Genomic DNA, 25,153 nt, shown 5'->3' on the forward strand with positions numbered 1-25,153 from the left:
CCAAGTCGACCTCCGTACAAACCAGGGAATGTGCAGGCCTGCACCCCAGAAACCCATCGCAAATAACCAAACAAGCCGTATAAAGAAGCTCTGAGCAATCAGCTGCTACGTCAGCAGACTGGTCAGATGCGCCCTTGGTGTCGCCCTCTGGCGACCGGCACAGTGCTACTACCTGTCGAGCAATCCGAGCATTGTCCGGATGTTGACGACAAAATCAATCATTTCGCCAACTGACCAGCTTGGCGCGCAACCGGGCAGCACATTGACTGTGCAATTGGCTGACCCGCGATTCACTTACACCAAGTACCGCTCCGATTTCCTTGAGGTTAAGCTCCTCCTCGTAATAAAGCGACAAAAGCAGTCGCTCGCGCTCCGGAAGCGTATCGATCGCTTCGATCAGTGCCCCCCGAAAGCGTTCATCCTGCAGACCGGACAGCGGCTCCTCGCCACCCTGCACATCGGCCGGCGCACCTGACTCCAGTAGATCGTCAAAGCTGAACAATTTGCTGCCGGCGGTATCGCTGAGGATCGCGTAGTACTCCTCAAGACTCATATCCAGTTCGGCCGCAACCTCGTGATCTTTAGCGTCCCGTCCCAGACGCGCTTCAACGGCGCGCATGGCGTCGCTGACCATCCGGGTGTTGCGGTGGACGGAGCGAGGCGCCCAATCGCCCTTGCGCACCTCGTCCAGCATTGCACCACGAATGCGGATGCCGGCATAGGTTTCAAAGCTGGCACCCTTGCCGAAATCAAATTTGCGGGAGGCTTCGAGCAGGCCGATCATCCCGGCCTGCATCAAATCTTCAACCTGAACGCTGGATGGCAAACGCCCCAGCAAGTGATAGGCAATACGCTTTACCAGCGGAGCATATTGCTCGACGAGACGATCCTGCTGACCTGCTGAACTCTGTGCTCGTGTATACATGCTCAATCCGCCAGCCTGTGCTGTCATAGACCCGATCCTGTCGGCTGCACCAAACGCTCGACGAAGAACTCCAGATGCCCACGGGGATTGGCCGGCAACGGCCATGCATCCACTTTCTGAGCAATGGCGCGAATGGCCAGCGAGGCTTTGCTGCGCGGGAACGCTTCAAACACCGCGCGCTGTTTCTGCACTGACTTACGCACCGCTTCATCGAATGGCACCGCACCGACATACTGCAGCGCAACATCCAAAAACCGGTCAGTTACCTTGGTGAGCTTAGCAAAGACCATGCGGCCTTCCTGGGGCGTGCCCACCATATTGGCCAATACGCGAAAACGGGTCATGCCGTGATCACGGTTGAGCAGTTTGATCAGGGCGTAGGCATCGGTGATGGAAGTCGGCTCGTCGCACACCACCACCAGTACTTCCTGAGCGGCGCGCACAAAACTGACAACTGAGTCGCCGATACCTGCCGCGGTATCGACGATCAGCACGTCGATGTTGTCACCGATTTCGCTGAACGCCTGAATCAGGCCCGCATGCTGCTGATGATTGAGGCTGACCATGTTGGCAGCGCCCGAGGCAGCCGGAACAATGCGAATGCCGCCAGGACCGGTAACCAGAACATCGCGCAGGTCACACTTGCCGTCGAGCACGTCCGCCAGCGTTGCCTTGGGCTTGAGCCCCAACAGCACGTCGACATTCGCCAGACCAAGGTCAGCGTCCAGCAGAACGACCCGCCGCCCCATCTCTGCCAGAGCAAGACTGAGGTTCACCGACACGTTGGTCTTGCCGATGCCACCCTTGCCACCGGTGACTGCGATTACCTGAACCGGATGATTGCTGCCCATCTGCGCTGATTACCTTAATTCTGTGAAGTTGCTTAACTTGCCTGCTGGGTGTGCATCATACCGGCAAATACGTCCGCCATGGTCTGATCTGCTGGCGCTTCGTTGCCGGCCATGCTGACTGCACGGCTGACCAGCTGGTGCCCTACCGCCCGACTGATGTCATCGGGAATGCGCTGGCCATCTGCCAGATAGGCTACCGGCAAACCCTGCTCCATCGCCAGCCCCAGTGATTCACCCAGCGTAGCTGCTTCATCGACCTTGGTCAGAATGCAGCCGGACAGGCCGCACGCCTTGTAAGTATGGTAGGCCGCCTTCATTACCCGGTGCTGGCTAGTCGCTGCGAGCACCAGCAGATTGCGCACCCGGCGCCCCTGCCGCGCCAGCGTATCCAGCTGACCGCGCAGATAGGGATCATTGGCCTGCAAACCGGCGGTGTCGATCAGCACCAGGCGCTTGCCGGCAAAATCGGCCAGCACGTCGTTGAGGTCCTGATTTTCATCGACCACCTTGACCGGCACGTTGAGAATCCGGCCCAGCGTACGCAGTTGCTCGTGAGCGCCAATACGGTAGGTGTCCATAGTGACCAGGGCAACGTGCTGACTCCCGTGCTTGAGCACGTAGCGGGCGGCCAGCTTACCAAGCGTGGTGGTCTTGCCAGCACCTGTCGGACCAACCAGTGCGATCACACCACCGGCATCCAGCGGCTCTTCGCGCAGCACCGGCACGCGATGTGCCAGATAGGCCAGCAGCATGCGCCAAGCCTGACGCGGATCGCTCACGTCAGAAACCTGACGCAGCAGATCCTGGCTAACCTCCGCGGGCAACCCCATCTGGGTCAGACGGCGCCACAGCCCTGCCTGCTTGGGCTTTTGCTGATTGAGCTGCCCCCACGCCAAGCCACCCAGCTGCGACTCCAGCATCTCACGCAGACCGGCAATTTCAGCACGCATGGCGCTCAGGCTGGCGTCTTCAACGGCAGCGGCGACGGGCGCAACCTCAGCCGCCGCAGGACGGGCTACTGGCGCAGCCTGCTCAACCGGCTCCTGAATCAGACGATCCAGCAGATCACGCGCCTCGACAGAACCCTGACGCGCGGCGTGACGCATGGTGTCACCAAACAATTGGCGATTAACCAGCGGCTGGTCGTGGGAGGCCATCGAACCTACTTCCAGCTCGGCGCGCGCAGCGACGATGCGCTCCTGGGTCTTCTTCAACTCGGTGTCCAGGCCGGGCGTCGGCGCGGTCAGGCGCGGCGCCTCATAGTCCAGTGCAGCGGTCAGCTCAACACCACCGGCAACCCGGCGATTGGCAATGATCGACGCATCCGCGCCCAGTTCATCGCGAACCAGCTTCATCGCCTGGCGCATGTCTGCGGCAAAGAAACGTTTGACTTTCATGGCTGACCTCGTCGCTTTTCTGGCGCCGCCCGCTGGCGGCTGCTGTCATTCATTCAGAGTCTGCAGCTCAGTTCTGGCCGACCGTCGCAATGATGGTCACCTGCTTGCTGTCCGGAATTTCCTGGTAGGACAGTACATGGGCTCCCGGGGCTGCGTAGCGTACGAACTTGGCCATCATCATCCGAATCGGCCCCGCTACCAGCAATATTGCCGGCTTGCCCTGCACTTCCTGCCGCTGTACTGCTTCGGCCAGCGAGCGCTGCAACTTCTCGGCCATGCCGGGCTCAAGCAACATACCGTCGTCTGCGCCCTGACCTGCCTTCTGCAGACTCTGTAGCAACATCTGTTCCAACCTTGGTTCCAAGGTGATCACAGGCAGCTGAGAGTCAAGCCCCACAATGCTTTGCACGATTGAGCGACTCAGCGCGACCCGCACCGCGCCGATCAACGCGCCGGTATCTTGACTCTTGTTGGAGTTGTTGGCGATCGCCTCGGCAATGGTCCGAATGTCACGTACCGGCACCTGCTCCTGCAGCAAGCCCTGCAGCACCTTGAGCAAATTGGAGAGTGAGATAAGGCCCGGCACCAGCTCCTCGGCCAGCTTCGGCGAGGCCTTGGCCAGCACCTGCATCAGCTGCTGCACTTCCTCATGGCCGATAAGTTCGTGAGCATGCTTGAAGAGAATCTGATTGATGTGGGTGGCGACCACGGTACTGGCGTCCACCACGGTATAGCCGAGTGACTGCGCCTGATCCTTCTGGTTCTGTTCGATCCAGACTGCATCCAGACCAAACGCCGGGTCCTTGCCCGGTATACCCTTGACCTCGCCAAATACCTGACCCGGGTTAATCGCCAGCTCCCGATCAGGGTAAATCTCGGCCTCCGCCACCCCTACTCCCATCAACGTCAAACGATAGGCGTTGGGCGCCAGATCGAGGTTGTCGCGAATATGTACAGACGGCATCAGGAAACCCAAATCCTGCGAGAGTTTCTTGCGCACGCCCTTGATGCGCGCCAAGAGCTGCCCACCCTGGTTACGATCCACCAACGGAATCAGCCGATAACCGACTTCCAGCCCGACCATGTCAACCGGCGTCACGTCATCCCAGCCCAGTTCACGGGTTTCTGGCGCCTGAACGGCCGGCACCTGCGCCTGCTGGCGCTCTTCCACCTGTTTCTCTTCCGCTTTGGCCTGCTGGTGCTTGGCGATGAAATAGGCCCCGCCGGCGGCAATCGCCCCCAGACTGAGGAAGGAAAAGTGCGGCATGCCGGGAATCAGACCCATGACAATCAGGATCGCCGCCGCTACTGCCAGTGCCTTCGGTGAGGCAAACATTTGACGCTGTACCTGCGCGCCCATGTCCTCCGAGGTAGACACCCGGGTAACCATGATCGCCGCCGCAGTCGACAGCAGCAGCGACGGAATCTGGGCAACCAGACCGTCACCGATGGTCAGCAGCACATAGATGCGGCCAGCCTCGGCGAACGGCAGGCCATGCTGCGCCATACCGATGGCCAGACCACCAATCACGTTGATGAACAGAATCAGCAGGCCAGCAACCGCGTCACCACGGACGAATTTGCTTGCACCATCCATCGAGCCGTAGAACTCGGCTTCCTGAGCGACTTCCTGACGACGAGCCTTGGCCTGATCCTGATCGATCAGTCCGGAGTTCAAATCGGCGTCGATCGCCATCTGCTTGCCGGGCATCGCATCCAGGGTGAAACGCGCACTGACTTCCGAGATGCGCCCCGCGCCCTTGGTGACCACCACAAAGTTGATGATCATCAGGATCGCAAACACCACCAGACCGACAACGTAGTTACCGCCGATCACCACCTCACCAAAGGCCTGAATAACCTTGCCGGCGGCATCACCGCCCTCGTGGCCGTAGAGCAGAACCACGCGGGTTGAGGCAACGTTCAGAGCAAGACGCAGCAGAGTAGCGACCAGCAGGATCGTCGGGAACACCGCAAAGTCGAGCGGCCGCAGCGCATAGGCACCGACCAGCAGAACCACCAGCGACAGCGCAATGTTGAAGGTGAACAGCACGTCCAGCAGGAACGGCGGGATCGGCAGCATCATCATGCCGAGCATCACCAGCAGCAGAATCGGGATACCCAGACTGCCGTGGCGCAGACCGGCCAGATTGGTCCGCATATTTCCCATCACTTGTGCGCGATCAACAGCCATTGGCGAAAAGGTCCCCAGATCAAATATTTGACGCAATGTTGCGTTGTACCGGGGTCTACGCAAGAAGCGTTCCAATTTCGGAACAAGGCGGGCCGGATCAGGTCTACCTAAGGACGTTTACGTGTAACCAAGCGCTGCACAGGCCATGCGTGCCTTCTGATAAACTGCTTCGCGCTATCAAGGCAACGGAAGGCCATACTCAGAACTCGACAAGGGCATCGCCGCCGACCGAGCTTCGCCATCCATTGCCACCGTGGCCAGAGTCGTCCGACTGGCCGCAACCCGAGAGGTATCATGCGCGCGCACATCGCTCTGCTACTGGGACTGAGCATCACCCTCACCGGATGCCAAAGCCTTTCTCAACCCGACAGCTTGCTTAGCCGTTCGGGTGAAATGATCAAAACCCAGAGCCAACGCCTGGCCGACCTCGCTGCCAGACTGACCGGCGACCCGGCCGCTGAGGAGCGTCACGCTGAAGTTGAAGCCCTGTTCGCGCAGCAGTACATCGACCCCCTGACCCGCTATCTCGATGCACACGCGGACGACACGGATTACGCCGACTACCTTCCACTGGTACGTGAAGAACGCGACAGTCGCTGCCAAGCCATCGGACAGCGCTATCAGGCTCAACAGGCGACCCGGGCCAACCTCCAGCGTCTGCGCGCAGGCTATCAGTTCTCCTGCCCACAGCAGGTCAGCGACTTTGCCGATCGGGTACCGCAACCCAGCACAACGCAAACAACGCAAACAACGCAAAGCGCAGGCAGTGGCACAGCGACCAGCCAGCAGGAAAACTGCTACCTCCTGTTCGCGATTCGCAATTACAGCCAGGCAACCAGCGCCTGCACCCCCGCAGCCGAAGCCGGCGACGCCAAAGCCCAGCATCATCTGGCGAGCATTGCCGAGAGCTCCGGCCAAAATGGCACGGCATTGCGCTGGGCCCGCGCCTCAGCCGAACAGGGCAACACCGCAGGCCAACTGCTGCTAGCGGATCTGCTGCAGCAGCAACGCAGCAGTGAAGCGGACAGAGAAGCCTTCGCCTGGTTGCAAAAAGCGGCCAACAGCGGCCAGCCCGGCGCACGCTATCAGTTGGCAAAGGCGTATCTGAACGGCACCGGCACCGCCGTCAGCCCAGACAAAGCCGAAGGTCAACTGCGCCACGCAGCGCTGGCTGACCACGTACCGTCGATGCTGCAACTGGCTCGCAGCCATCCCAACACGGCCTCCGCGCGCCACTGGCTGAGCGAAGCTGCAGAACGCGACTCAGCCGAAGCTCAATACCGTCTGGGGCTGGATTACATGCAAGGCGATGGCGGCCCACAGGATCTGGAGCAGGCTTACTTCTGGCTCAGCCTGGCGCTGGTCAATGGAGAGTCCCGTGGCCGACGCTACGTTGAACAGCTGTCAGGCCAACTCAGCAACGAGCAGCTGATCAGCGCGCGCAGCGCCCTGCAGCAGCATATCAACAACCGCTGATCGTCCTCAGGTAATGGGAATGCTGCCAGTCAAACGCGCAATCATGGTTCTTCTCAGCCTGCTGGTCGGCCTGTTTCTGGTCGGCAGTTGGTTGATCGCCAGCCTGAACCTGGAGTTTGCCGAGAATGCGATGGGCAAACTGCGCGAACAGCAGATAACCGACACCTTCTATGCCAATCTCGACCGCATCAACGCCCATCACCGCCTGATGGAACAGAGCACCCGCGGCCTCGCGCGCGCTGGCGGTCTGCTTGCGCAATCGACGCCAACCCCAGCCGCGCTGACCGATACCGTGCGCAATGCCTTGCAGGACTTCCCCGACAGCTACGGCAGCAGCCTCTGGTACGTGGACGGAGGACGTAGCGCACGCTATGCCTACCGTCAGGGTCAGGACATTCAAGTCGAGCCCCTGAACGCCAGCGAGCAGCAACGCGTGAGCGACTGGTTCCAGCAGCTGCGCGCTCTGCCCACACCGATTTCACCGGCAAAACAATGGACCTCGGCCTACTACAAGAGCAGCATCAACGCTGTAGTGATCAGCCACGCGACCCTGGTCCGCGATTTACAGGGGCGAGCCATCGGCCTGGCGATGACCGACTGGCTTGCCGACGACATCATCCGCACGGTAAGCCGCGTCGAGGTCACGCCCAGCACCTTCGCGTTCCTGCTTGACCATGACAACCGCAATCTCTCCAGCCTGTCCGATGCCGCTGACGTCGACCGAGCCCAACAACTGATCGACAGCGTGACGGCGCTGGAGCTGCATCAGAAACTGCAAGAGCAACCGGTTCCGGTGATCAACTCCCGACAGTTGGCCTCGCCAGTGCAGCAGCTGCTGCATCGGGTCGACCAGCAGGACTACAGCCTGTTTTTCTCGCCCACCCGCGCCGGCATGATCTTTGGCATCGGCGTTCCACAGGCGGAGATTGATGCGGTGCTCACACCGATGCGCGAAAGCAGCACCCGCATTCAGCTGCTCGCCGGCACGATCATGCTGATCATCTCGGCGCTGATTCTGTATCTGGTGGCCGGCACGCTGCGCCAGCTGCACAACCTTTACACCGACACCCTCACCCACCTGCCCAACCGCGAGCGTTTGCTGGCAGACCTGAAGAAGACGCACACCGCAAGTCTCCTGCTGCTCAACCTCGATGCGTTCAAGGAAATTAACGACTTCTACGGCCACCAGTGCGGCGACCACGTGATTTCGACCCTGGCCAAGGCGCTGCAGCAGCACCTGAATGAGCGCGCTGACTGGCGAGGCAGCCGCCTGTATCGCATGCCCGCAGACGAACTGGCCATCTGGCTGCCCGGCCATCACAGCCAGGAGCAGCTCACACCCGCATTGACCCGGCTGCTGAAGTTCATCAGCAATCTGCAGATCCACTGGCAGGAGCAGGATATCCCGCTCAACGCCAGCGTAGGCGTTGCGTGCTGCAACCAGCGCGACGCACAAGACCTGACCGGCGAACAACTGTTACCTGCGGCCAACATCGCGCTGGAGCTCGCGCGCGCAGACAACGAAAGTTTCGTCTTTTACGACGCGAGCAAGGGCGTGCGAGAGGGGTATGAACAGAACTTGCTTGGCGCCAACCGTCTACGCGCCGCACTGGACGAGGACCGCATCGTCGCGTTCTTTCAGCCGATCATGGACGTCAACAGCCGACGCATTGAAAAGTACGAGTGCCTGGTGCGGATGATCGATGAACACGGCGAACCGGTCAGCCCGATTCACTTCCTCGACCTGGCGAAAAAGGTGCGGCTGTATCGCGCGATCACCCGTTGCATGATCGACAGCGCGATTGAGCGCTTCGCCAACCAGCACTGCAGCTTCTCGATCAATCTGTCCTGCGAAGACCTGCTGGACCCGGAACTGGCCGATTACATCATCCACACGGTCGACACCCACGCCGTCGGCGAACAGGTGATTTTCGAGATTCTGGAATCAGAGGGGATCGAAAACTACGCCGCGGTGCGCCAATTTATCGACCGCGCCAAGGCGCTGGGTTGCCGTATTGCCATCGACGACTTCGGCACTGGCTATTCCAACTTCGAGCACCTGATGCGACTCAATGTTGACCTGATCAAGATCGACGGCAGCCTGATTCGCCAGCTGGAGGACAACCCGACCGCTGTCACCTTGTGTCGGGGCATCGTGCAATTCGCCGAAGAACTCGGCATGCAGACCGTCGCCGAGTTCGTACACAGCCCTGCAGTACTCAGAAAGGTTCAGGAACTGGGCATTCACTTTGCCCAGGGCGCCGCCATCGGCATGCCATCGGCCAGCCTGATTACTGAGGTCAGCGTCCTGGATGCCGACGAGCCAAGTACCCGCGACTAGCGGTAAATAATATCAGCGCGCATCGGCGCCAAGCGCTGAAGCAGACGATTTTGCACGGTTACCGGCAGTTGCTCTGCCTCCATTGCCGCAATCAGGTCTTCAACCAACGCGTTGAAATCGGCCTCCGTGAAGCCAAAACCGGCATGCACCTGCGCCATGCTGTCGCCGGTATATTCGCAGGGGCCACCAGCCTCCACACAGAATTGTTCCTGCAGTTTTTCCTGCAAGCGCGCGATATCGGTATCGGCGAAGTGGTGAGCAATACGTTGATCGTCGGCGATGCGATACAGCAGCCCCTCCACCACACGATTGATACCCGCCTGCTCCCCCAGGGCGTGATACAGACTGTCATTCGCCGGCGGTTGACTGGCACAGCCAGCCATGCCGATCAGAACCAGCGCAGCGCAGGCCGTCGCACGTAATTGTCTCCGCATGATGACCTCAGTAGCTCAGCTGCATGGAAAGGAACAGACCACGCTGGCCATCGAGCGTGGCAATTTCACCTAGATCCGCCCAAGCGGCAGCCAGGGCCATGCGCTTGCTCGGAAAGTAGCCGACAAACACATCTTGCCAATCGCTCTCACCGGCAAACGACAGATTATCCGGTTTCTCGCGGTACTCGACCCCCACGACCCAGCGCGGGTTGAGCAGCAGCGCTACGCTTCCCTCCTTGAGCAGCGTGCGGCTATCGCGCCGATCACCACCAAAGCCCAGCAGGCCGGTTTCATTGGCCCGCGAGTAGCGCAGCGTACCGTTGACCAGCAGGTTGTAGCCCCCCACTGCGCCCAAAAACAGTCGCGACCCCGCCAGATAGAACTCGGTATCCGAGTCCCGTTGGGCGCCGACCAGTGACGGAATCAGGAAGTTGGTTTGGCGCTTGTACTGCGCGCCCAGCGAAACCTGTGGCAGGCGGTCGTAGACCAGATCACCGAAGAGCCGCAGCTTTACCCCAAAAACGTCCTGATTAAGGCTCTTGTGCGGCAGGCCAGCTGCCTTGGTCAGCGCATCCGTATTCAGCCGCTGCCGGGCGACCGACAGCTCCAGGCGATTACCCAGTGCCAGCGCCGCACCAAAGGCGTCGAGGCGATAGTCACCGGTGTCGACACGGGTCGCAAACACGTCTCCGCCCCACTCCTCCCGGGTGCCGTATCCGGACAGCACGGCCCAGGGCACGATACCGCCACCGGCAGCACCTTCAATACTTGTAATCCCGCCGGTCGCCAACAAACGCCCACCAGGGTCGGCAAGCGCACTCCCGGCCCTAAACAACAATGCCGCGCACATCAGACTTTTCTTCACAACTGCTCCACTCACGCGAAGGTTCCGCGCGTCTCAACCATCCAGCGCTCCAGGTCAGCCGCCGCCAGTGGGCGGCTGATGAAGTAGCCCTGGGCGACATCGCAATGACGCTCCTTCAGCCAGTTAAGGGCCTGAGCGTTTTCGATGCCCTCGGCGATCACCTTCAGCCCCATGTTGTGAGCCAGCTCGATGGTCGATTTTACGATCACCGCATCATCGCTGTTATCGGTCAGCTGGAGCACAAAGGATTTATCGATTTTCAAGTCCTGCACTGGCAAGCTCTTGAGGGTCGCGAGCGACGAGTAGCCCGTGCCGTAGTCGTCGACTGCCAGCGCGATGCCCAGCTCGCGCAGGGCCAGCAGGCTGTCCAAACTGCGCCGCGGATCGCGCATGACCGCGCTTTCAGTCACTTCCAGCGAAAGGTAGTCCGGGCTGATCTGCTGGGCGCGCAGCAAGCGCTCCATGCGATGCGGAAACTCCGGATCATCAAGGTCGCGAGCGGAAATATTCATGGCCACCTGCAAGTGGATACCGCGATCAATCCAGCTCCGCAGCTGCGACAACACCGCGGCCATCATCCACTGAGTAAGCATGCCGATGCTGCCCGTCTGCTCGGCGAGGGTAATAAACTCATCAGGCCCGATCACACCAAGTTCGCTGTGCTTCCAGCGCATCAGCGCCTCAACCTGCCGAATCTCGCCGGACGCCAGATCCAGCTTGGGCTGGAAGACCACGCTCAGTTCCCGGTGCTGCGGTGCGTAGCGCAGATCCCGCGCCAGACGAATGCGCCGCTGATAAGCCTGGTCGCTTTGTGCCTGATACACGGCAATCCGTTCTCGGCCCGGCGCCGCATCGTTAAGCGCGATACTGACCTGGCGCAGCAGCTCCTGGGGATCACGACCGTGCAGGGGCCAAGCCACCAGCCCGGCCAACCACTGCGAGCTGAGCTTGATATCCTGAACCTGCATTTTTTCCCCAAGTCGCGCCAGTAAACCATCGATGATCACGACAGCCTCCTCCAGCTCGCAGCCCTTGAGCAGCAGCAAAAACCCGCTGCCCGGTTGCCATGCCAGCAGGGCGTTGGCCGGCAGCACGCCGTCCACACTGGCGACTGACTGACGTATAAGAGCATCGAGAAATTCTTGGCCGCGCGCTTTGAGCAACAGCTCAGCCGTAAGCAGATTGCACTGCGCCAGCACCCCGCCCATTCCGCTCGCGATCGCGTCGTCGAGCTGGCTCCGCACTACCCCGATGTTCGGCAGTCCGGTCAGCGGGTCATGTAAGGCGTTGTGCATGATCAGGTCTTCGCGCTCGGCGATGCCGGATCGCATCGCGTCAATTCGTTCAGCCAGCAAACCCAACTCATCGTGGCGCTCAAGCCGAACCTGGCCGGAATAGTCACCACGCCCGATCCGTGTGGCCGCCTCTGCCAGCATCGCAACCGGTCGAGCCAAGCTGCCAGACAGGTGCACCGCAAGCAGCGAAGACGCAAGTAGCGCGATCAGCGTGATAATCAGCAGCTCACGCTTGAGTAGATCGAAACTGGCCAAGGTCTCGCCCATCGGGCTAGCCAACTGCACCAGTACCCGGTACCCGGCCTGATCCAACAGGGTGATGACTGTCGCGAGATAGCCTTCGGTGTCCTGCATTGGTCCGCCGTCGGCAGAGTCCATCTCCAGCGCGCTATCGGTCAGCGTCGAGAAACTGCTCATCACCGCATCGTCGTGGCTGCTGACAAACCGAATGTCCAGCCCGGTCAACTTCTGCAGTTCACGCGCCAGCGCCTCATCGAGACTGAACGCCATCGCCACCTGCCCCAAGGTAACCGGCGCTCGCACCACCGCATCAACCAGCAGGTAGGGCCGCTCATCAATGATCGCAATCATCGCCTGATCGGAAAATCGCTGCATCGCCTGCACGTCGACCGGCTCGGCATCGCCCTCCCTGACAGAGGCGATACGCATGATTCCCTGCGCGTCGAACAGCATGGCCTGATCGGCACCAATGCGCCTAACCTGATTAAGCAGTGCGGAACGGATGGTCGGCAAATCACCAGTCGCCACCGCCTGCCTGAAGCCAAAGTCGGCGACCAGAATTTCGGTGGCATTGCTCAACTCGCGGGCGCGCGCCTCCAGCACATTGCTGAACACCTTGCTACCCACCTCAAGTTGCTTTTGCGCCTGACGCTTGGCAGATAAGTCAGTTGCCGTATAAACGACCAGAAAAACGGCCCCGAGCACCAGCGCCAAAAGGCCTACTGACGTCAGGATCAGGCGCGTACGCAGATAGCGCATATGCATGGCGTTACTGCAGCGACTTGAAGCGTTGTTGCAGCGGAGACAACGTTGGTGCCGTGCCTTCAACCACTGGTGTAATCGGCAGGCTCACTGTCTGCCCCTGCTGGCTGAGGTCGAGCTCACCCAAGGCTACCGGCGGCTGCTGAAACTGGGCGGGGTGCCACCAGGAAACCGGCCAACTGCCGGCAGGCAAATCAGGCAGTGAGACCAGCCCTGCCGCATCGCTGACGGCAAATCGATGGTGTTCGGTCACCAGAATGTAGCCCACCATAGCGTCATGAATATTGCAGCCCAGAACCACCGCACCGGGGCGCTCGAACATGACCGGCGGCGCCTCTTCACCCTTGAACAGACGCAACTCAAAGGGCTTGGCTTCGGAAAAGGAGTAAACGTGATGTCGCACATCATCGCTATTGGGAAAATCTACCTGAGCGCCAACCGGAACGACCAGCACATGGGGTACAAACTGCCGGTCAACCTGATCCATCAAATAACTCGCATCAGGTCGGGGCGGCACCCCGTCAATCAGTAACACCGCGTTGGCCAAGGGCTCGCCGGCAGCATCCGTCACTGTGATCTGCGCCGCCATCGACTGGCTCGACAACCAGGCCTGCGCGAACAACAGCAGGCCCAGCAACCCACACCGGCGTAGATAGCGCCCTGCCAGACGATTCTGCATGGTACTTCTCCCCCAAGAAAGAGACGCCAACCTGGTATGGGTTACCGCCAAAAGTCGATCTACTGACTGCATGCTGCCACAGGCATGCAAGGCGGATTGACGCTCCGCAGTGTCGTCTGTTGCCAAACGACGCTAGCATAGCGTGATTGCAAACCGATGTGCAGGAACCGACATGCCTAACTCGACCATTCCCCTTTCCGTGCTGGATCTCTGTTCGATCAGCGAGGGCGCGACTGCCGCTGATGCGCTACACAACGCCCAGGCAATGGCACTGCACTGCGAAGAGCTCGGCTACCAGCGCTACTGGGTTGCCGAGCATCACAATATGCTGGGCATCGCCAGCGCCGCCACATCAGTGGTCATGGGATATCTGGCGGGCAGCACCCAGCGAATCCGCATTGGCTCCGGCGGCATCATGCTACCCAACCATGCGCCGCTGCAGATCGCCGAACAGTTCGGCACCCTCGAATCACTCTACCCCGGTCGCATCGACCTTGGTCTTGGACGTGCACCGGGCACCGACCCAGCCACAGCCAATGCACTGCGCCGTGGCCGTACCGACGGCGAAGACTTTCCGCAGATGCTGGAAGAGTTGCGCCGTCTATTCGCACCTGTTGAGCCGGGACAACGCTTGCGGGCAGTGCCCGGCAACGGCTTGAACGTCCCAATCTGGTTGCTCGGCTCCAGCACCTTCAGCGCTCAGCTGGCAGGACGGCTCGGTCTGCCCTTCGCCTTCGCAGGGCAGTTTTCTCCCGACTACCTGTTCAGCGCGCTAAGGCTGTACCGCGAAAGCTTCCGCCCGAGCGAGCAATATGACGAGCCATACGCGATGCTTGGCATCAATGCCTACGTCGCCGATGACCGTGAGCAGGCACACTATCTGGCCAGTTCACACCAGCAGGCCTTTCTCAAGCTGATTCGCGGTACGCCGGGCCAACTGCCACCGCCAACGCACGACATGGAGTCCTTGTGGCAGCCCCACGAGCGCCATCAGGTAATGTCGACCTTGGCTGGCAGCCTGATTGGCGACCTCGAAGGTGTGAAGACCCAAATGGCCGAACTACTGGAGCGAACCGGCGCAAACGAGTTGATCGTCAACAGCCCGATCTTCGACCAGCACGCACGTCAGCACAGCTACGATTTGCTGATGCAGGCCAGCCGGCAGCTCTGACCCCCTTCCCTCGCGCAGGCGACTCTGGTAAAAAGGCGCCTGCGCGGGTGTAGTTCAATGGTAGAACGGCAGCTTCCCAAGCTGCATACGAGGGTTCGATTCCCTTCACCCGCTCCACGTCTCTGCTTTTCTGCTTTACTCCCAATATCAACTACTTACGGCATGCCGAGAAAAGTTCTCGAGCGCAAATGCCTCTGCTTATCTTTTTTTCTACGACCAACAAGCCAATAAACCATTGTAATTATTGGATTTTCCATAAAATTTAGGCGTGACACGGCCGATCGGCTTCGGCACAATGATCGGCACTTAAATGCCAGTGGAGTACACAGCCATGAAAGGCCATCCGGACGTCGTTAACTGTCTTATCGATCTGTTGCGCGGTGAGCTGGGCGCACGTGATCAGTATTTCCTGCATTCACGCCTTTACGAAGACATGGGTTACGCCAAGCTGTACGAGCGCATCAACCATGAGATGGAAGAGGAAACCCAGCACGCTGATGCTATTCTCAAGCGTCTGCTGTTCCTTGAGGGCAAGCCCGACATGCGCCCCTCGCCCATCACCCCCGGCTCCACCGTGCAGGAAATGCTCGAGTCAGACCTCAAGCTCGAATACGAGGTGCGCGAAAATCTGGCCAACGCCATTGCCTTGTGCGAGCGCGCAGGTGACTACCAGACCCGCGAGATTCTGGAAGTCCAGTTGGCAGACACTGAGGAAGACCATGCCTATTGGCTTGAGCAGCAACTGCGCCTGATCAAGATGGTCGGCGAGCAGAACTACCTGCAGTCACAGATGTAATCCTTCCCAGCATAGAAAAGCCCCGCCAGTTCACGCTGGCGGGGCTTTTTTTCGCCCTTCGATCAACACAACCACTTGTCCCTGGCCTGGCGGCTGCCAGCCGGAAAGACCGATTCAGCCGGACGCTGCCCGCCGAGAGCGCACTCGCACGACCCGACGGTGGGCTGACCCTAGATGCGGAAGCTACCGACCAACTGGCGCAACCGGGTAACCTGATCCTCCAAAGAAGCGCAGGCCCTCAGAGTCGCCTGCAGGTTGTCGACGCCTTCCTGGTTAAGCGTGTTGATCTCGGTAATGTCGACGTTCAGGCTCTCGATTACCGAGGTCTGCTCCTCGGTCGCAGCTGCAACCGACTGGTTCATGTTGTCGATATCGCCGATACCATGGGTGATCTCAGTCAGGCGCTCACCCGCCTGACCGGCCACTTCAACGCTGTGCTGACTGTATTGCTGGCTATCGGTCATGATGCTGACTGCCGCACTCGCGTCGGTGCGTAAATTCTCGATCATCTCGTGAATCTCGCTCGCGGACGTCTGGGTACGGTGGGCCAGGTTACGCACCTCATCGGCTACCACAGCGAACCCCCGTCCGGCCTCGCCTGCTCTCGCCGCCTCGATCGCAGCGTTCAATGCCAGCAAGTTGGTCTGCTCGGAGATACCCTGAATCACCTCCAGAATCCGGCCGATGTCGGCAGTCTTGTGGCTGAGCGCCTGGATCGTCTCACTGGATTCGCTGATCTTGGCCGACAGTTCCTGCATCGCTGTGATTGACTGACTAACCACAGAGGAGCCCTGCTCCGCCCCCTGCCGAGCCTGACTAGCCTGTGCAGAGGCGTCGGCGGCGTTACGAGCAATTTCCTGCGCTGCCGCGCCCAGTTCGTTAATGGCCGCAGCAACGCTGTTGGTGCGACTGGCCTGCTCATCCGAGCTGGCCATGTTGGCATTGGAAGCGTCAACCACCTGACGTGCCACGTCGTGCAGCGCGCCGCTGGTGTTGGCGACCTGGCTGATCGACTCGTGAATACGCTGGACGAAACGGTTGAAGGCGCTCGCCAACCGACCAAACTCATCCTGACTGGTGACCGGCAAGCGGCGGGTCAGATCACCCTCGCCTTCAGCGATGTTTTCCAGTGCCGATCCCAGAGACACCAGCGGCTGCAGCAGATAGCGCATCAGCACACCGAGCAGCAGCACAATGATTACCACCACCACGATAACTGCCAGCAAGGCCGAGTAACGGAACTGGGTCAGACTGGCAAAGGCCTTATCGCGGTCAATCGACAGACCAACGTACCAGTCGGCACCCGGCAGCCCCGGGACGGGGACGAAGGTTAGTAGCCGCGGCTGACCATTCAGCATGGCTTCGCTGAGAGTACGTTCGATGCGCGGCGTATTCTGCGGATATATCTCGCGCAGCGTTTTCATCTGCAGGTCTGCTTCGGGGTGGACCAGGATGGTGCCGTCGCTGCTGACCATGAAGGCGTAACCCATACCATTGAAGTCCAGCGCGTTAATGATCTGCGAAATAGTCTTCAGGTTCAGATCACCACCCGCAACACCCGAGCCCGCCGGCGTGGCAATGGTCATGATCAATGCACCAGTCGCTGCATCAACATAGGGGCTGGTGAGGATAGTCTTGCCCGCGTCACGCGCTGCCTTGAACCAGGGCCGGGTTCGAGGATCGTAGCCGTCTGGCATATCCGAGTTCGGACGCATGGTGAAACTGCCATCGCCTGCGCCCAGGTAGCTGAAGTCGAAGGTCGCGGCCAGCGTGCGCTGTTCAAGCAAGGGTACCAGCCGGTCCGGACTTTCACTCTGGATGTTCTGGGCAAGATTCTCCAGCAGCAGAATGCGGCCAGATAGCCAGTTGCTGATATTGTCCGCCGTAAGGGTGCCGGCGTCGTTCAGATACGTCTGCAGGTTGGCCTGCAGAGTTTTGCGCTGCAGGTAATCGTTGTAGACAGAAAACGCGGCGAAGGCGGCGATCACCACCAAACACGCGGCCAGCAGGATCTTCTGATTGAAGCTGAGTTTGGTCGGCATCAGTTTTTGCCTCGAAAAGGAGTCAGACCTTCTATGTCGTCCCGCCAGGCGGAAACTTTATTACCGGCCGCGCCGGCTACCTTTCCAAGATTAGATGACCAAGTGCCATCTTGCCGGTGGCAATCCGCTATCGGACCACAGGCACCCGTCGCGACACACCCAGAAGCCGCTCCGCATCGAGCCGCCAGAACCACCGCCCACCGCGCAGCAGCAGGTAAAGAAACAGTAGCGGCAGGAGCAACGTGCGCAGCACGAAGAGGGTCATGACCCGCAGTACGCCATCCACCGCGTCGTCCAGCGCTTGCTTGATCGCCAGATAGGTCTGCGGATCGCCAGCCCGGCTGAGCTTCTCGCCCAAGCCACGCCAGCCTGACTGACTGTCCTGCTGCAGTCGCTCGCGCTGAGCCAAAGCCTGCGTGCGCTGCTGCTCGACGTCTTCGAGCTCCAGTTTGAGGGATTCAAAACGGTCGTTCAGTTGAGCAACTAGCGCCAGCGTCGAGTCCGGCGGCGGTTCAGCCAACGGATTGAGCCGCTCGACCCAGCTCCTATCCTGCTCCATCGCGCGTCGCTGCTGCCGCTCTTGCTCGATCGCAACCGCAGCATCGCGCTGCTCGAGCAGCAATTGCTGGTATCTATCATCCAGTGCCGCGATACGCGCATCCAACTCGCTGAGGGCTACTGCGCGGTCAAAACCAGCCACTTCGGCACTGGTGCCCTTGCCCAGTTCTTCGACTTCATCCGGCAGTCGGTCCAGACGCTCGATCTGCTCCGCGCTCTGCGAAGCCAGATACCACTGGTCTACCTGACCATTGACCAACACCACCGCAACCAGCGCAAAGCGCAGGAATGCGGCCAGCAAGAACAGCCGTAGCAGCACCCCGGCATAGCGACCGTCGCGCCACCATAACCCGGCCGCGAGCAGGCCCGCGGAAAGAGTCAGCATCCACTTGAACAGGCTTTGCCCCACCAGCCCCAGCAGAATCTTCTGGGCCAGCAACGAGCCGATAGCCCACTGCATCAAATAGGCGTACTGCTCGACCAGATCATTGAAAGGATCCAGCAGCTCACCGAGCGTAACAGCCACGCCGCCAAACAAACTGAAACTGATGGTGGTTGATTGCAGTACCGAGATCAGCGCATTGAGCGCACGGGCCGAAGCGAAGGCGATTGAGGCCTGCAGCAGGGAGGCGTCCAGATACTCATCGGAAGCTCGGTCGCCCTGCCCCAACCAAGACAGGACAACCAAACATAACACCCCGAGAAGCAACAGCAGACGCCGCTGCCCGGCGTCCTTGATCATCGCCTTCATAGTTTGCCCCCTGCGATCCGAATCTGCCGGCAGCATAGCAGGCCGTTCCGGTGGGGACACCCAACCTGCCGGGGCCGCGGGGAGTTACTACGGCGTCAGATAATCCGTGAGAAGCGCTGCTGACTGGCTTCCGTCTGATAAGCATCAAACAGCATGCAGATCGAGCGCACCAGCAGCCGCCCGGCAGCCATCACTCGAATGCCGCCCGGGGTGAGGATGATCAGCCCGTCGCGCGCCATCTGTTCCAGCATTGGCAGGCAGGATGCGAAGTACTCGGGGAAGTCGATGCCAAAGCGCGACTCGATGTCGCTGAACTGCAACTGAAAGTGGCAGATCAGCTGGCTGATGACCGCCCGCCGAATAACATCATCGGAATGGCAGACCAAACCGCGCTGGGTCGCCAGCTCGTCAGCCTGCAATCGCTCCTGATAAACCTTGATATCGCTGCTGTTCTGACAGTAGAGATCGCCGACCTGACTGATGGACGACACCCCAAGGCCAATCAGATCGCAATGTCCGTGGGTGGTGTAGCCCTGAAAATTGCGCTGCAGCTCGCCGTTTTCCTGTGCGATGCTGAGGCTGTCGTCCGGCAGCGCGAAGTGGTCCATGCCGATGTAACGATAACCGGCGGCAAGCAGCTGACGCACGCTGTTCTCGAACATCTCCAGCTTCTGCGCCGGGCTGGGCAGATCGGCACTGTTGATCCGCCGTTGCGGCATGAAGCGCTCCGGAAGATGCGCATAATTGAACACCGACAGACGGTCCGGCTTGAGGGCGATAATCGCTTCGACGGTACGCGCGAAGCTTTCCGGCGTCTGCTTGGGCAGCCCGTAGATCAGGTCGATGTTGATCGACCGATAAGCCAGCGTGCGTGCCGCATCCATCACAGTCTGTGTCTGCTCCAGCGTCTGCAGTCGGTTCACCGCCCGCTGTACTTCAGGATCCAGATCCTGCACGCCAAAACTCACCCGATTGAAACCCAGCTCGCGGAGCAGACCCATGGTCGTCCAGTCAGCTTCACGCGGGTCGATCTCGATGCTGTAATCGCCGATATCGTCGTCGCGCAGGTTGAACTGGCTACGCAACCCGCCCATGAGTTCACGCAACTCCTGATGACTGAGGAAGGTCGGCGTGCCGCCACCGAAGTGCAGCTGTTCAACCACCTGATCCGGCCCCAGATGGGCGCTGATCAATTCCATCTCGCGCTGCACGCTCGCCAGATACTCCCGTGCCCGGCTGCGATCCTTGGTAATGACCTTGTTGCAGGCGCAGTAGTAGCAGATGTTCGCGCAGAAAGGCACGTGCACATACAGCGACAGTTGGCGATTGGCCGCACGCGAAGCGTCGATCGCGTGCAGAAAATCCGCTGGTTTTACACCGTCGTGAAACTGCACGGCGGTCGGATAGGAGGTGTAGCGCGGACCGGCGTGGTCGTAGCGACGAATCAGATCGGCATCCCAACGGGTGGGCAGCATGGGGAAACTCCGGCTTGGCTCTGGCATGAGACAAAGCCTACGCCGCCATCGCCAATCAGGTTTTGACCAGCGTCAATAGACCCGAGGCCAGAGCATCAGCCGCCGGTAGCGTTCATGAAACGCAACACTTGCACCTCGCCATCGACACTGAACTCATGCCGTGCCGGCTTGTGCTGCAAGGCGCGCTCGAGCGCCTCGCGAACCGGTTCGTCCTGATCTGGGTAACGCCGCACCAGGGCACGCATGTCCAGCGAATTCTCGTGCCCAAGGCACAGCAATAAGCGCCCTTCGGTGGTCAGGCGAACGCGATTACAGGTATCACAGAAGTTATGTGAATGCGGTGAAATGAAGCCGATACGGCTATTCGGAAAGCCGTCGACGCGCAGATAGCGTGCAGGTCCGCCAGAGTTTTCCGTGCTGTCGATCAAGCGGTAGTGCTCAGCCAGCAAGGCGCGCACTTCGTCGCTGGAGCAGTAGGCCTCGCCGCGCTCGCGGCCAACCTCGCCGAGCGGCATCTCTTCGATAAAGGTGATGTCCAGACCACGGGTCAGGGCATAGTCTGCTAGCGCCTGAACCTCATCGTGGTTGCGCCCCTTGAGCACCACGGTATTGAGCTTGACCCGCTCGAAGCCCGCCTCACGCGCCGCCTCGATACCGTCGAGCACCTGCTGCAGCTCACCAGTGCGGGTAATACTCTTGAAGCGTTCCGGGTTGAGGCTATCAAGGCTGATATTGAGTCGCCGCACGCCGGCATCGGCCAGTGGCCGTGCCAGTTTGCTCAGCTGCGAGCCATTGGTGGTCATCACCAACTCGCGCAGCCCGGGCAACGCGCTGATGCGAGCACAGAGGTCAACCACGCCGCGGCGAACCAGCGGCTCGCCACCGGTGAGCCGGATTTTCTTCACACCTTGAGCAACAAACAGCCGCGCCAGCCGCTCAATCTCTTCAAGACTGAGAATCTGCTGGCGAGGAAGGAAGGTCATCTCTTCCGCCATGCAGTACACACAGCGGAAGTCGCAGCGATCTGTCACTGATATGCGGAGATATTCAATCCTTCTACCCAGGCCGTCCTGCAACGTCTGCGGTGTCATTCAACGCTCCGACTGGTCAGTTTTCCAGCGAGACAGCGCCAATTCGTCGCTATCACGCGCCTCAACCCAACGCTCACCCTTCGGCGTGCTTTCACGCTTCCAGAACGGCGCGCGGGTCTTCAGGTAATCCATGATAAAGGCGTTAGCCTCGAAGGCCGCCTGACGGTGTGCGCTGGCAACGCCGACGAACACGATCGGCTCGCCCGGGTCAAGCTGACCGACGCGGTGCAGTACCTGCACATCCAGCAGCGGCCAGCGCGCCATGGCCTGTTCGACGATGCCGGCCAGCGCCTTCTCAGTCATGCCCGGATAATGCTCCAGCCACATGCCGGCGACCGGGTCACCGTCGTTGTAGTCGCGCACGTAGCCAACAAAGCCAACCACCGCGCCCACGCCAAGCTGATCGGCGTGCAGCTGATTTAACCGCTCGCCCGGATCAAAACAGGCCTGCTGCACTTCAATCCGCATCTCAGCCCCCGGTAACCGGCGGAAAAAAAGCGATCTCATCGCCATCGGCCAGCGGTGTATCGAGGGCACACAGCTCCTGATTCCGTGCACACATCAGCCGCGGTTCGGCCAACACCTGCCAGGCCTCCCCACGCGCCAGCAAATGCTGACGCAAGTCTTGCAAGGTACTCAGTTCCGGCGTCCAGGCCAGTTGCTCTCCGCTGCTGCCGAGCGCATCCCGATAACGGGCGAAAAACTGCAGTTCGATCACGCCGTACCCGCCTCTGCCTGAAAATCTCCGCTCTTGCCGCCGCTCTTGCTCAGCAGCCGGGTGCTTTCGATCACCATACCCTTATCAACGGCCTTGCACATGTCGTACAGCGTCAGTGCGGCAACGCTGGCCGCGGTCAGCGCTTCCATCTCGACGCCGGTCTGACCGGCCAGCTTGCAGCGCGCCTGAATGCGCACCAGATCCGGCGCCTCGACGCTGAGTTCAACCTTGACGCTGGTGAGCATCAACGGATGGCAAAGGGGAATAAGATCGGACGTGCGCTTGGCGGCCTGAATGCCAGCAATGCGGGCGACCGCCATGACATCGCCCTTGGGATGGCCGCCGCTCTGAATCATTTCCAGCGTCTGAGGACGCATGCGCACCAGCGCTTCAGCGACCGCTTCACGATGGGTAACAGCCTTTTCGGTGACATCCACCATGCTGGCGCGGCCTTGTGCGTCCAGATGAGTAAGCATAAAGTAAGTCCGGTTGGGTCTTCGCTGGCTACTTTACTGCAATCCTCTGCCGCTGACAGCCCGAAGAACCAACTGCACCTGCAACGGTCACACATCCCAACGCACAATTCAGGCCGTGAACGCTGATCGCTTGAAATTGTCCGCAGCGCACCTATATAGCGAAAAGCTATTCACGGTTTAGTTGAAATTTATTTTAAGTATTTGGCTTGGGCGCATAACATGGCCCTCGTCTTCTCAACCATCGACGAAAACGACTCAAGAAGGAGTACTACATGTCCGTCATCAACACCGAAATCAAACCGTTCAAGGCCTCTGCATTCAAGAACGGCGAGTTCTTCGACCTGACCGAAGCCGACGTAAAAGGCAAGTGGTCCGTATTCTTCTTCTACCCGGCTGACTTCACCTTCGTTTGCCCGACCGAACTGGGCGACGTTGCTGATCACTACGCTGAGCTGCAGAAAATGGGCGTTGAAGTGTACGCGGTTTCCACCGACACCCACTTCACCCACAAAGCTTGGCACGATAGCTCCGAAACCATCGGCAAGATCCAGTACGCCATGATCGGTGACCCGACCATGCAGATCAGCCGCAACTTCGAAATCCTGCGCGAAGATCAGGGCCTGGCCAACCGTGGCACCTTCATCATCGACCCACAGGGCGTGATCCAGGCTGTTGAAATCACTGCCGAAGGCATTGGCCGCAACGCTGAAGACATGGTTCGCAAGGTCAAGGCTGCTCAGTACGTTGCAGCGCACCCGGGCGAAGTTTGCCCGGCCAAGTGGAAAGAAGGCGAAGCCACTCTGGCTCCTTCTCTCGACCTGGTAGGCAAGATCTAAGATCGGCCTGATGACCCGGCCCGCTGCGCAGCCCCTGGCTCGCAGTCGGCGGGCCGGGTTTTTTATGCCCAGAATTTGACCCAATTTTCAAAGGACACGCACATGTTGGACGCCAATCTGAAGAAACAACTGGACACGTACCTGCAGCACATCGTTAACCCGATTGAAATCAGCGTGTCCGTAGACGAAAGCCCCAAGGGCAAAGAATTGCATGAACTCGCGGCCGAAATCGCCGACATGTCCGGCAAGATCGAGTTGATCGCCGCAGCGGACCAGCGCACCCCGAGCATGGCCGTCAGCGCCGCCGGCGAAGCCCCGCGCATCCGTTTCGCCGGCATCCCGATGGGCCACGAGTTCACCTCACTGGTACTGGCGCTGCTGCAATCCGGCGGCCACCCCTCCAAAGCGGACCCTGCCCTGCTCGAGCAGATTCGCAACTTGGAAGGCGAATTCCACTTCGAGACGTATATCTCGCTGTCCTGCCAGAACTGCCCGGACGTGGTGCAGGCTCTGAACCTGATGGCTGTGCTTAACCCCAACATCACCCACGTGATGGTTGACGGTGCGCTGTTCCAGGATGAAGTCGAGCAGCGTCAGATCATGGCCGTGCCGTCGGTCTACCTGAACGGCGAGCCCTTCGGCCAAGGCCGCATGACGCTGGCTGAGATCGTCAACAAGGTCGACAGCGGCGCCAGCAAGCGCAAGGCAGCGGAGCTGAACGAGAAAGCACCGTACGACGTACTCATCGTCGGTGGCGGCCCGGCCGGCGCATCTGCTGCCATTTACGCGGCGCGCAAAGGCATCCGCACCGGCATCGTTGCCGAGCGCTTCGGCGGCCAGGTGATGGACACCGTCGGTATCGAGAACTTCATCTCCGTTCCCTACACCGAGGGTCCCAAGCTGGTTGCCAGCCTGGAGCAGCACGTCAAGGAATACGATGTCGACGTCATCACCGAGCAGAAGGCTGCCAGCCTTGAGACCGGTGACTATGTAGAGATCGGCCTGGAAAGCGGCGCAACCCTGCGCAGCCGCACAGTCATCCTCGCCACCGGCGCGCGCTGGAGGGAAATGAACGTGCCGGGCGAGCAGGAATACCGCGGCAAGGGCGTGGCCTACTGCCCGCACTGCGACGGCCCGCTGTTCAAGGGTAAGCGCGTAGCGGTCATCGGTGGCGGCAACTCAGGTATCGAAGCGGCAATCGACCTGGCCGGTATCGTTGAGCACGTGACTGTTCTGGAATTCGCCGACACCCTGCGTGCCGATGAAGTCCTGCAGCGCAAGGCCCGCTCAATGGCCAACATCGAGATCATCAAGAGCGCCCAAACCACCGAGGTACGTGGCGACGGCAACAAGGTTGTTGGTCTGACCTACAAGGACCGCACCACGGATGAGCTCAAGCAGGTCGACGTTGCTGGCATCTTCGTCCAGATCGGTCTGGTACCGAACACCGAGTGGCTCAAGGGCGGCGACCTGAATCTGACCCGCTTCGGTGAGATCGAGATCGACAGCCGTGGAGCAACCAATCTGGAAGGCGTATTTGCTGCGGGCGACGTCACAACTGTGCCGTTCAAGCAGATCATCATCGCCATGGGTGCCGGTTCCACCGCATCGCTGGCTGCCTTCGATCACCTGATCCGCACCCCGGATCCGGCGACCGTCAATAAGGCAGAAGCTGAGCTGGCCTGACACACCTGCGCCGCAGACAAAAAAACCGCCCATTGGGCGGTTCAGACTGCTGACAAAGCCCCTAGCCGAAAGGCGGGGGCTTTTGTTTAATGAG

At 60.1% G+C, this 25,153-nt stretch carries 21 protein-coding genes and 1 tRNA gene; 7 read left to right on the forward strand and 15 right to left on the reverse strand.

The features are described from left to right. Window positions 1–214: 214 nt before the first annotated feature. The 4 genes from AAFM31_RS01470 to flhA all read right to left on the reverse strand — a co-directional run bounded on the left by AAFM31_RS01470 (window position 215) and on the right by flhA (window position 5,367). Window positions 215–952, reverse strand: coding sequence for an RNA polymerase sigma factor FliA (locus tag AAFM31_RS01470; protein WP_341706114.1), 738 nt, complete (start codon window positions 950–952; stop codon window positions 215–217). Beyond that, window positions 949–1,776, reverse strand: a complete 828-nt coding sequence (gene fleN / locus AAFM31_RS01475) for a flagellar synthesis regulator FleN (protein WP_341706115.1) — start codon at window positions 1,774–1,776, stop codon at window positions 949–951. Before fleN ends, AAFM31_RS01470 begins: the two co-directional genes overlap by 4 nt. 32 nt (window positions 1,777–1,808) lie before the next feature. Further along, on the reverse strand, window positions 1,809–3,173 hold the full coding sequence (flhF, locus tag AAFM31_RS01480; RefSeq protein WP_341706116.1) for a flagellar biosynthesis protein FlhF: 1,365 nt from the start codon (window positions 3,171–3,173) through the stop codon (window positions 1,809–1,811). Window positions 3,174–3,240: 67 nt separating this feature from the next. After that, window positions 3,241–5,367: a flagellar biosynthesis protein FlhA gene (gene flhA, locus AAFM31_RS01485; protein WP_341706117.1), complete on the reverse strand. Its 2,127-nt coding sequence runs from the start codon at window positions 5,365–5,367 to the stop codon at window positions 3,241–3,243. A gap of 294 nt (window positions 5,368–5,661) precedes the next feature. Here flhA and AAFM31_RS01490 point away from each other — a divergent pair, with 294 nt between their 5' ends. Both AAFM31_RS01490 and AAFM31_RS01495 read left to right on the forward strand, forming a co-directional pair. Continuing rightward, window positions 5,662–6,843: a tetratricopeptide repeat protein gene (locus AAFM31_RS01490; protein WP_341706118.1), complete on the forward strand. Its 1,182-nt coding sequence runs from the start codon at window positions 5,662–5,664 to the stop codon at window positions 6,841–6,843. Between the two features lie 19 nt (window positions 6,844–6,862). Continuing rightward, window positions 6,863–9,184 carry an EAL domain-containing protein gene (locus tag AAFM31_RS01495; protein WP_341706119.1) on the forward strand — a complete coding sequence of 774 codons (2,322 nt, stop codon included), beginning with the start codon at window positions 6,863–6,865 and terminating at the stop codon, window positions 9,182–9,184. On the opposite strand, the gene AAFM31_RS01500 is transcribed toward AAFM31_RS01495, so the two are convergent. From AAFM31_RS01500 to AAFM31_RS01515, 4 genes are read right to left on the reverse strand one after another with little or no spacing between them, the layout of a single operon-like run. After that, on the reverse strand, window positions 9,181–9,618 hold the full coding sequence (locus AAFM31_RS01500; protein WP_341706120.1) for a group 1 truncated hemoglobin: 438 nt from the start codon (window positions 9,616–9,618) through the stop codon (window positions 9,181–9,183). The two genes, AAFM31_RS01495 and AAFM31_RS01500, sit on opposite strands and share 4 nt — an antisense overlap. A gap of 7 nt (window positions 9,619–9,625) precedes the next feature. Beyond that, a complete protein-coding gene (locus AAFM31_RS01505; RefSeq protein WP_341706146.1) occupies window positions 9,626–10,468 on the reverse strand; it encodes a DUF3034 family protein in 843 nt (280 codons plus the stop codon). Window positions 10,469–10,494: 26 nt separating this feature from the next. After that, complete coding sequence (locus AAFM31_RS01510; RefSeq protein ID WP_341706121.1) at window positions 10,495–12,783, reverse strand: EAL domain-containing protein; 2,289 nt, start codon at window positions 12,781–12,783, stop codon at window positions 10,495–10,497. A gap of 4 nt (window positions 12,784–12,787) precedes the next feature. Continuing rightward, the gene (locus tag AAFM31_RS01515) at window positions 12,788–13,459 is read right to left on the reverse strand and encodes a methylamine utilization protein (protein ID WP_341706122.1); all 672 of its coding nucleotides are present in this window, start codon (window positions 13,457–13,459) and stop codon (window positions 12,788–12,790) included. A gap of 172 nt (window positions 13,460–13,631) precedes the next feature. Here AAFM31_RS01515 and AAFM31_RS01520 point away from each other — a divergent pair, with 172 nt between their 5' ends. From AAFM31_RS01520 to bfr, 3 genes are all read left to right on the forward strand, one after another. Beyond that, window positions 13,632–14,630 carry an LLM class flavin-dependent oxidoreductase gene (locus tag AAFM31_RS01520; protein ID WP_341706123.1) on the forward strand — a complete coding sequence of 333 codons (999 nt, stop codon included), beginning with the start codon at window positions 13,632–13,634 and terminating at the stop codon, window positions 14,628–14,630. A 43-nt stretch (window positions 14,631–14,673) separates the two neighbouring features. Next, window positions 14,674–14,747: transfer RNA gene (locus AAFM31_RS01525), tRNA-Gly, on the forward strand. A 214-nt stretch (window positions 14,748–14,961) separates the two neighbouring features. Next, the gene (bfr, locus tag AAFM31_RS01530) at window positions 14,962–15,426 is read left to right on the forward strand and encodes a bacterioferritin (protein WP_341706124.1); all 465 of its coding nucleotides are present in this window, start codon (window positions 14,962–14,964) and stop codon (window positions 15,424–15,426) included. Window positions 15,427–15,596: 170 nt separating this feature from the next. Here the strand turns inward: bfr and AAFM31_RS01535 are convergent, their stop codons facing one another. From AAFM31_RS01535 to moaC, 7 genes are all read right to left on the reverse strand, one after another. Continuing rightward, window positions 15,597–17,468, reverse strand: coding sequence for a methyl-accepting chemotaxis protein (locus tag AAFM31_RS01535; protein WP_341706125.1), 1,872 nt, complete (start codon window positions 17,466–17,468; stop codon window positions 15,597–15,599). A 127-nt stretch (window positions 17,469–17,595) separates the two neighbouring features. Further along, a complete protein-coding gene (locus tag AAFM31_RS01540) occupies window positions 17,596–18,777 on the reverse strand; it encodes a hypothetical protein (protein ID WP_341706126.1) in 1,182 nt (393 codons plus the stop codon). Between the two features lie 95 nt (window positions 18,778–18,872). Further along, complete coding sequence (gene hemN, locus AAFM31_RS01545) at window positions 18,873–20,252, reverse strand: oxygen-independent coproporphyrinogen III oxidase (RefSeq protein ID WP_341706127.1); 1,380 nt, start codon at window positions 20,250–20,252, stop codon at window positions 18,873–18,875. 95 nt (window positions 20,253–20,347) lie between these two features. Beyond that, the gene (moaA, locus tag AAFM31_RS01550) at window positions 20,348–21,343 is read right to left on the reverse strand and encodes a GTP 3',8-cyclase MoaA (RefSeq protein WP_341706128.1); all 996 of its coding nucleotides are present in this window, start codon (window positions 21,341–21,343) and stop codon (window positions 20,348–20,350) included. After that, the gene (gene moaE / locus AAFM31_RS01555; RefSeq protein ID WP_341706129.1) at window positions 21,344–21,811 is read right to left on the reverse strand and encodes a molybdopterin synthase catalytic subunit MoaE; all 468 of its coding nucleotides are present in this window, start codon (window positions 21,809–21,811) and stop codon (window positions 21,344–21,346) included. Window position 21,812: 1 nt separating this feature from the next. Further along, on the reverse strand, window positions 21,813–22,061 hold the full coding sequence (locus AAFM31_RS01560; protein ID WP_341706130.1) for a MoaD/ThiS family protein: 249 nt from the start codon (window positions 22,059–22,061) through the stop codon (window positions 21,813–21,815). Then, window positions 22,058–22,537, reverse strand: coding sequence for a cyclic pyranopterin monophosphate synthase MoaC (gene moaC, locus AAFM31_RS01565; RefSeq protein WP_341706131.1), 480 nt, complete (start codon window positions 22,535–22,537; stop codon window positions 22,058–22,060). The genes AAFM31_RS01560 and moaC overlap by 4 nt, the downstream gene beginning before the upstream one ends. Before the next feature lie 272 nt (window positions 22,538–22,809). Between moaC and ahpC the strand changes: the two genes are divergently transcribed. Together ahpC and ahpF are read left to right on the forward strand one after the other, a co-directional pair. After that, window positions 22,810–23,373, forward strand: coding sequence for an alkyl hydroperoxide reductase subunit C (ahpC, locus tag AAFM31_RS01570; protein ID WP_341706132.1), 564 nt, complete (start codon window positions 22,810–22,812; stop codon window positions 23,371–23,373). 102 nt (window positions 23,374–23,475) lie between these two features. After that, the gene (gene ahpF / locus AAFM31_RS01575; RefSeq protein ID WP_341706133.1) at window positions 23,476–25,059 is read left to right on the forward strand and encodes an alkyl hydroperoxide reductase subunit F; all 1,584 of its coding nucleotides are present in this window, start codon (window positions 23,476–23,478) and stop codon (window positions 25,057–25,059) included. Window positions 25,060–25,153: the final 94 nt, after the last annotated feature.

Source organism: Halopseudomonas sp., assembly GCF_038130085.1.
GTDB lineage: Bacteria > Pseudomonadota > Gammaproteobacteria > Pseudomonadales > Pseudomonadaceae > Halopseudomonas.

Coding starts and splice junctions, on each gene's coding strand:
- hemN (WP_341706127.1), bottom strand. CDS start 20,252: ATGCTGCCCACCCGTTGGGATGCCGATCTGATTCGTCGCTACGACCAC.
- flhA (WP_341706117.1), bottom strand. CDS start 5,367: ATGGCTGTTGATCGCGCACAAGTGATGGGAAATATGCGGACCAATCTG.
- ahpC (WP_341706132.1), top strand. CDS start 22,810: ATGTCCGTCATCAACACCGAAATCAAACCGTTCAAGGCCTCTGCATTC.
- AAFM31_RS01510 (WP_341706121.1), bottom strand. CDS start 12,783: ATGCATATGCGCTATCTGCGTACGCGCCTGATCCTGACGTCAGTAGGC.
- AAFM31_RS01495 (WP_341706119.1), top strand. CDS start 6,863: ATGCTGCCAGTCAAACGCGCAATCATGGTTCTTCTCAGCCTGCTGGTC.
- AAFM31_RS01540 (WP_341706126.1), bottom strand. CDS start 18,777: ATGAAGGCGATGATCAAGGACGCCGGGCAGCGGCGTCTGCTGTTGCTT.
- AAFM31_RS01500 (WP_341706120.1), bottom strand. CDS start 9,618: ATGCGGAGACAATTACGTGCGACGGCCTGCGCTGCGCTGGTTCTGATC.
- flhF (WP_341706116.1), bottom strand. CDS start 3,173: ATGAAAGTCAAACGTTTCTTTGCCGCAGACATGCGCCAGGCGATGAAG.
- AAFM31_RS01520 (WP_341706123.1), top strand. CDS start 13,632: ATGCCTAACTCGACCATTCCCCTTTCCGTGCTGGATCTCTGTTCGATC.
- fleN (WP_341706115.1), bottom strand. CDS start 1,776: ATGGGCAGCAATCATCCGGTTCAGGTAATCGCAGTCACCGGTGGCAAG.
- ahpF (WP_341706133.1), top strand. CDS start 23,476: ATGTTGGACGCCAATCTGAAGAAACAACTGGACACGTACCTGCAGCAC.
- AAFM31_RS01505 (WP_341706146.1), bottom strand. CDS start 10,468: ATGTGCGCGGCATTGTTGTTTAGGGCCGGGAGTGCGCTTGCCGACCCT.
- moaC (WP_341706131.1), bottom strand. CDS start 22,537: ATGCTTACTCATCTGGACGCACAAGGCCGCGCCAGCATGGTGGATGTC.
- moaA (WP_341706128.1), bottom strand. CDS start 21,343: ATGACACCGCAGACGTTGCAGGACGGCCTGGGTAGAAGGATTGAATAT.
- bfr (WP_341706124.1), top strand. CDS start 14,962: ATGAAAGGCCATCCGGACGTCGTTAACTGTCTTATCGATCTGTTGCGC.
- AAFM31_RS01535 (WP_341706125.1), bottom strand. CDS start 17,468: ATGCCGACCAAACTCAGCTTCAATCAGAAGATCCTGCTGGCCGCGTGT.
- AAFM31_RS01490 (WP_341706118.1), top strand. CDS start 5,662: ATGCGCGCGCACATCGCTCTGCTACTGGGACTGAGCATCACCCTCACC.
- AAFM31_RS01515 (WP_341706122.1), bottom strand. CDS start 13,459: ATGCAGAATCGTCTGGCAGGGCGCTATCTACGCCGGTGTGGGTTGCTG.
- AAFM31_RS01470 (WP_341706114.1), bottom strand. CDS start 952: ATGACAGCACAGGCTGGCGGATTGAGCATGTATACACGAGCACAGAGT.
- moaE (WP_341706129.1), bottom strand. CDS start 21,811: ATGCGGATTGAAGTGCAGCAGGCCTGTTTTGATCCGGGCGAGCGGTTA.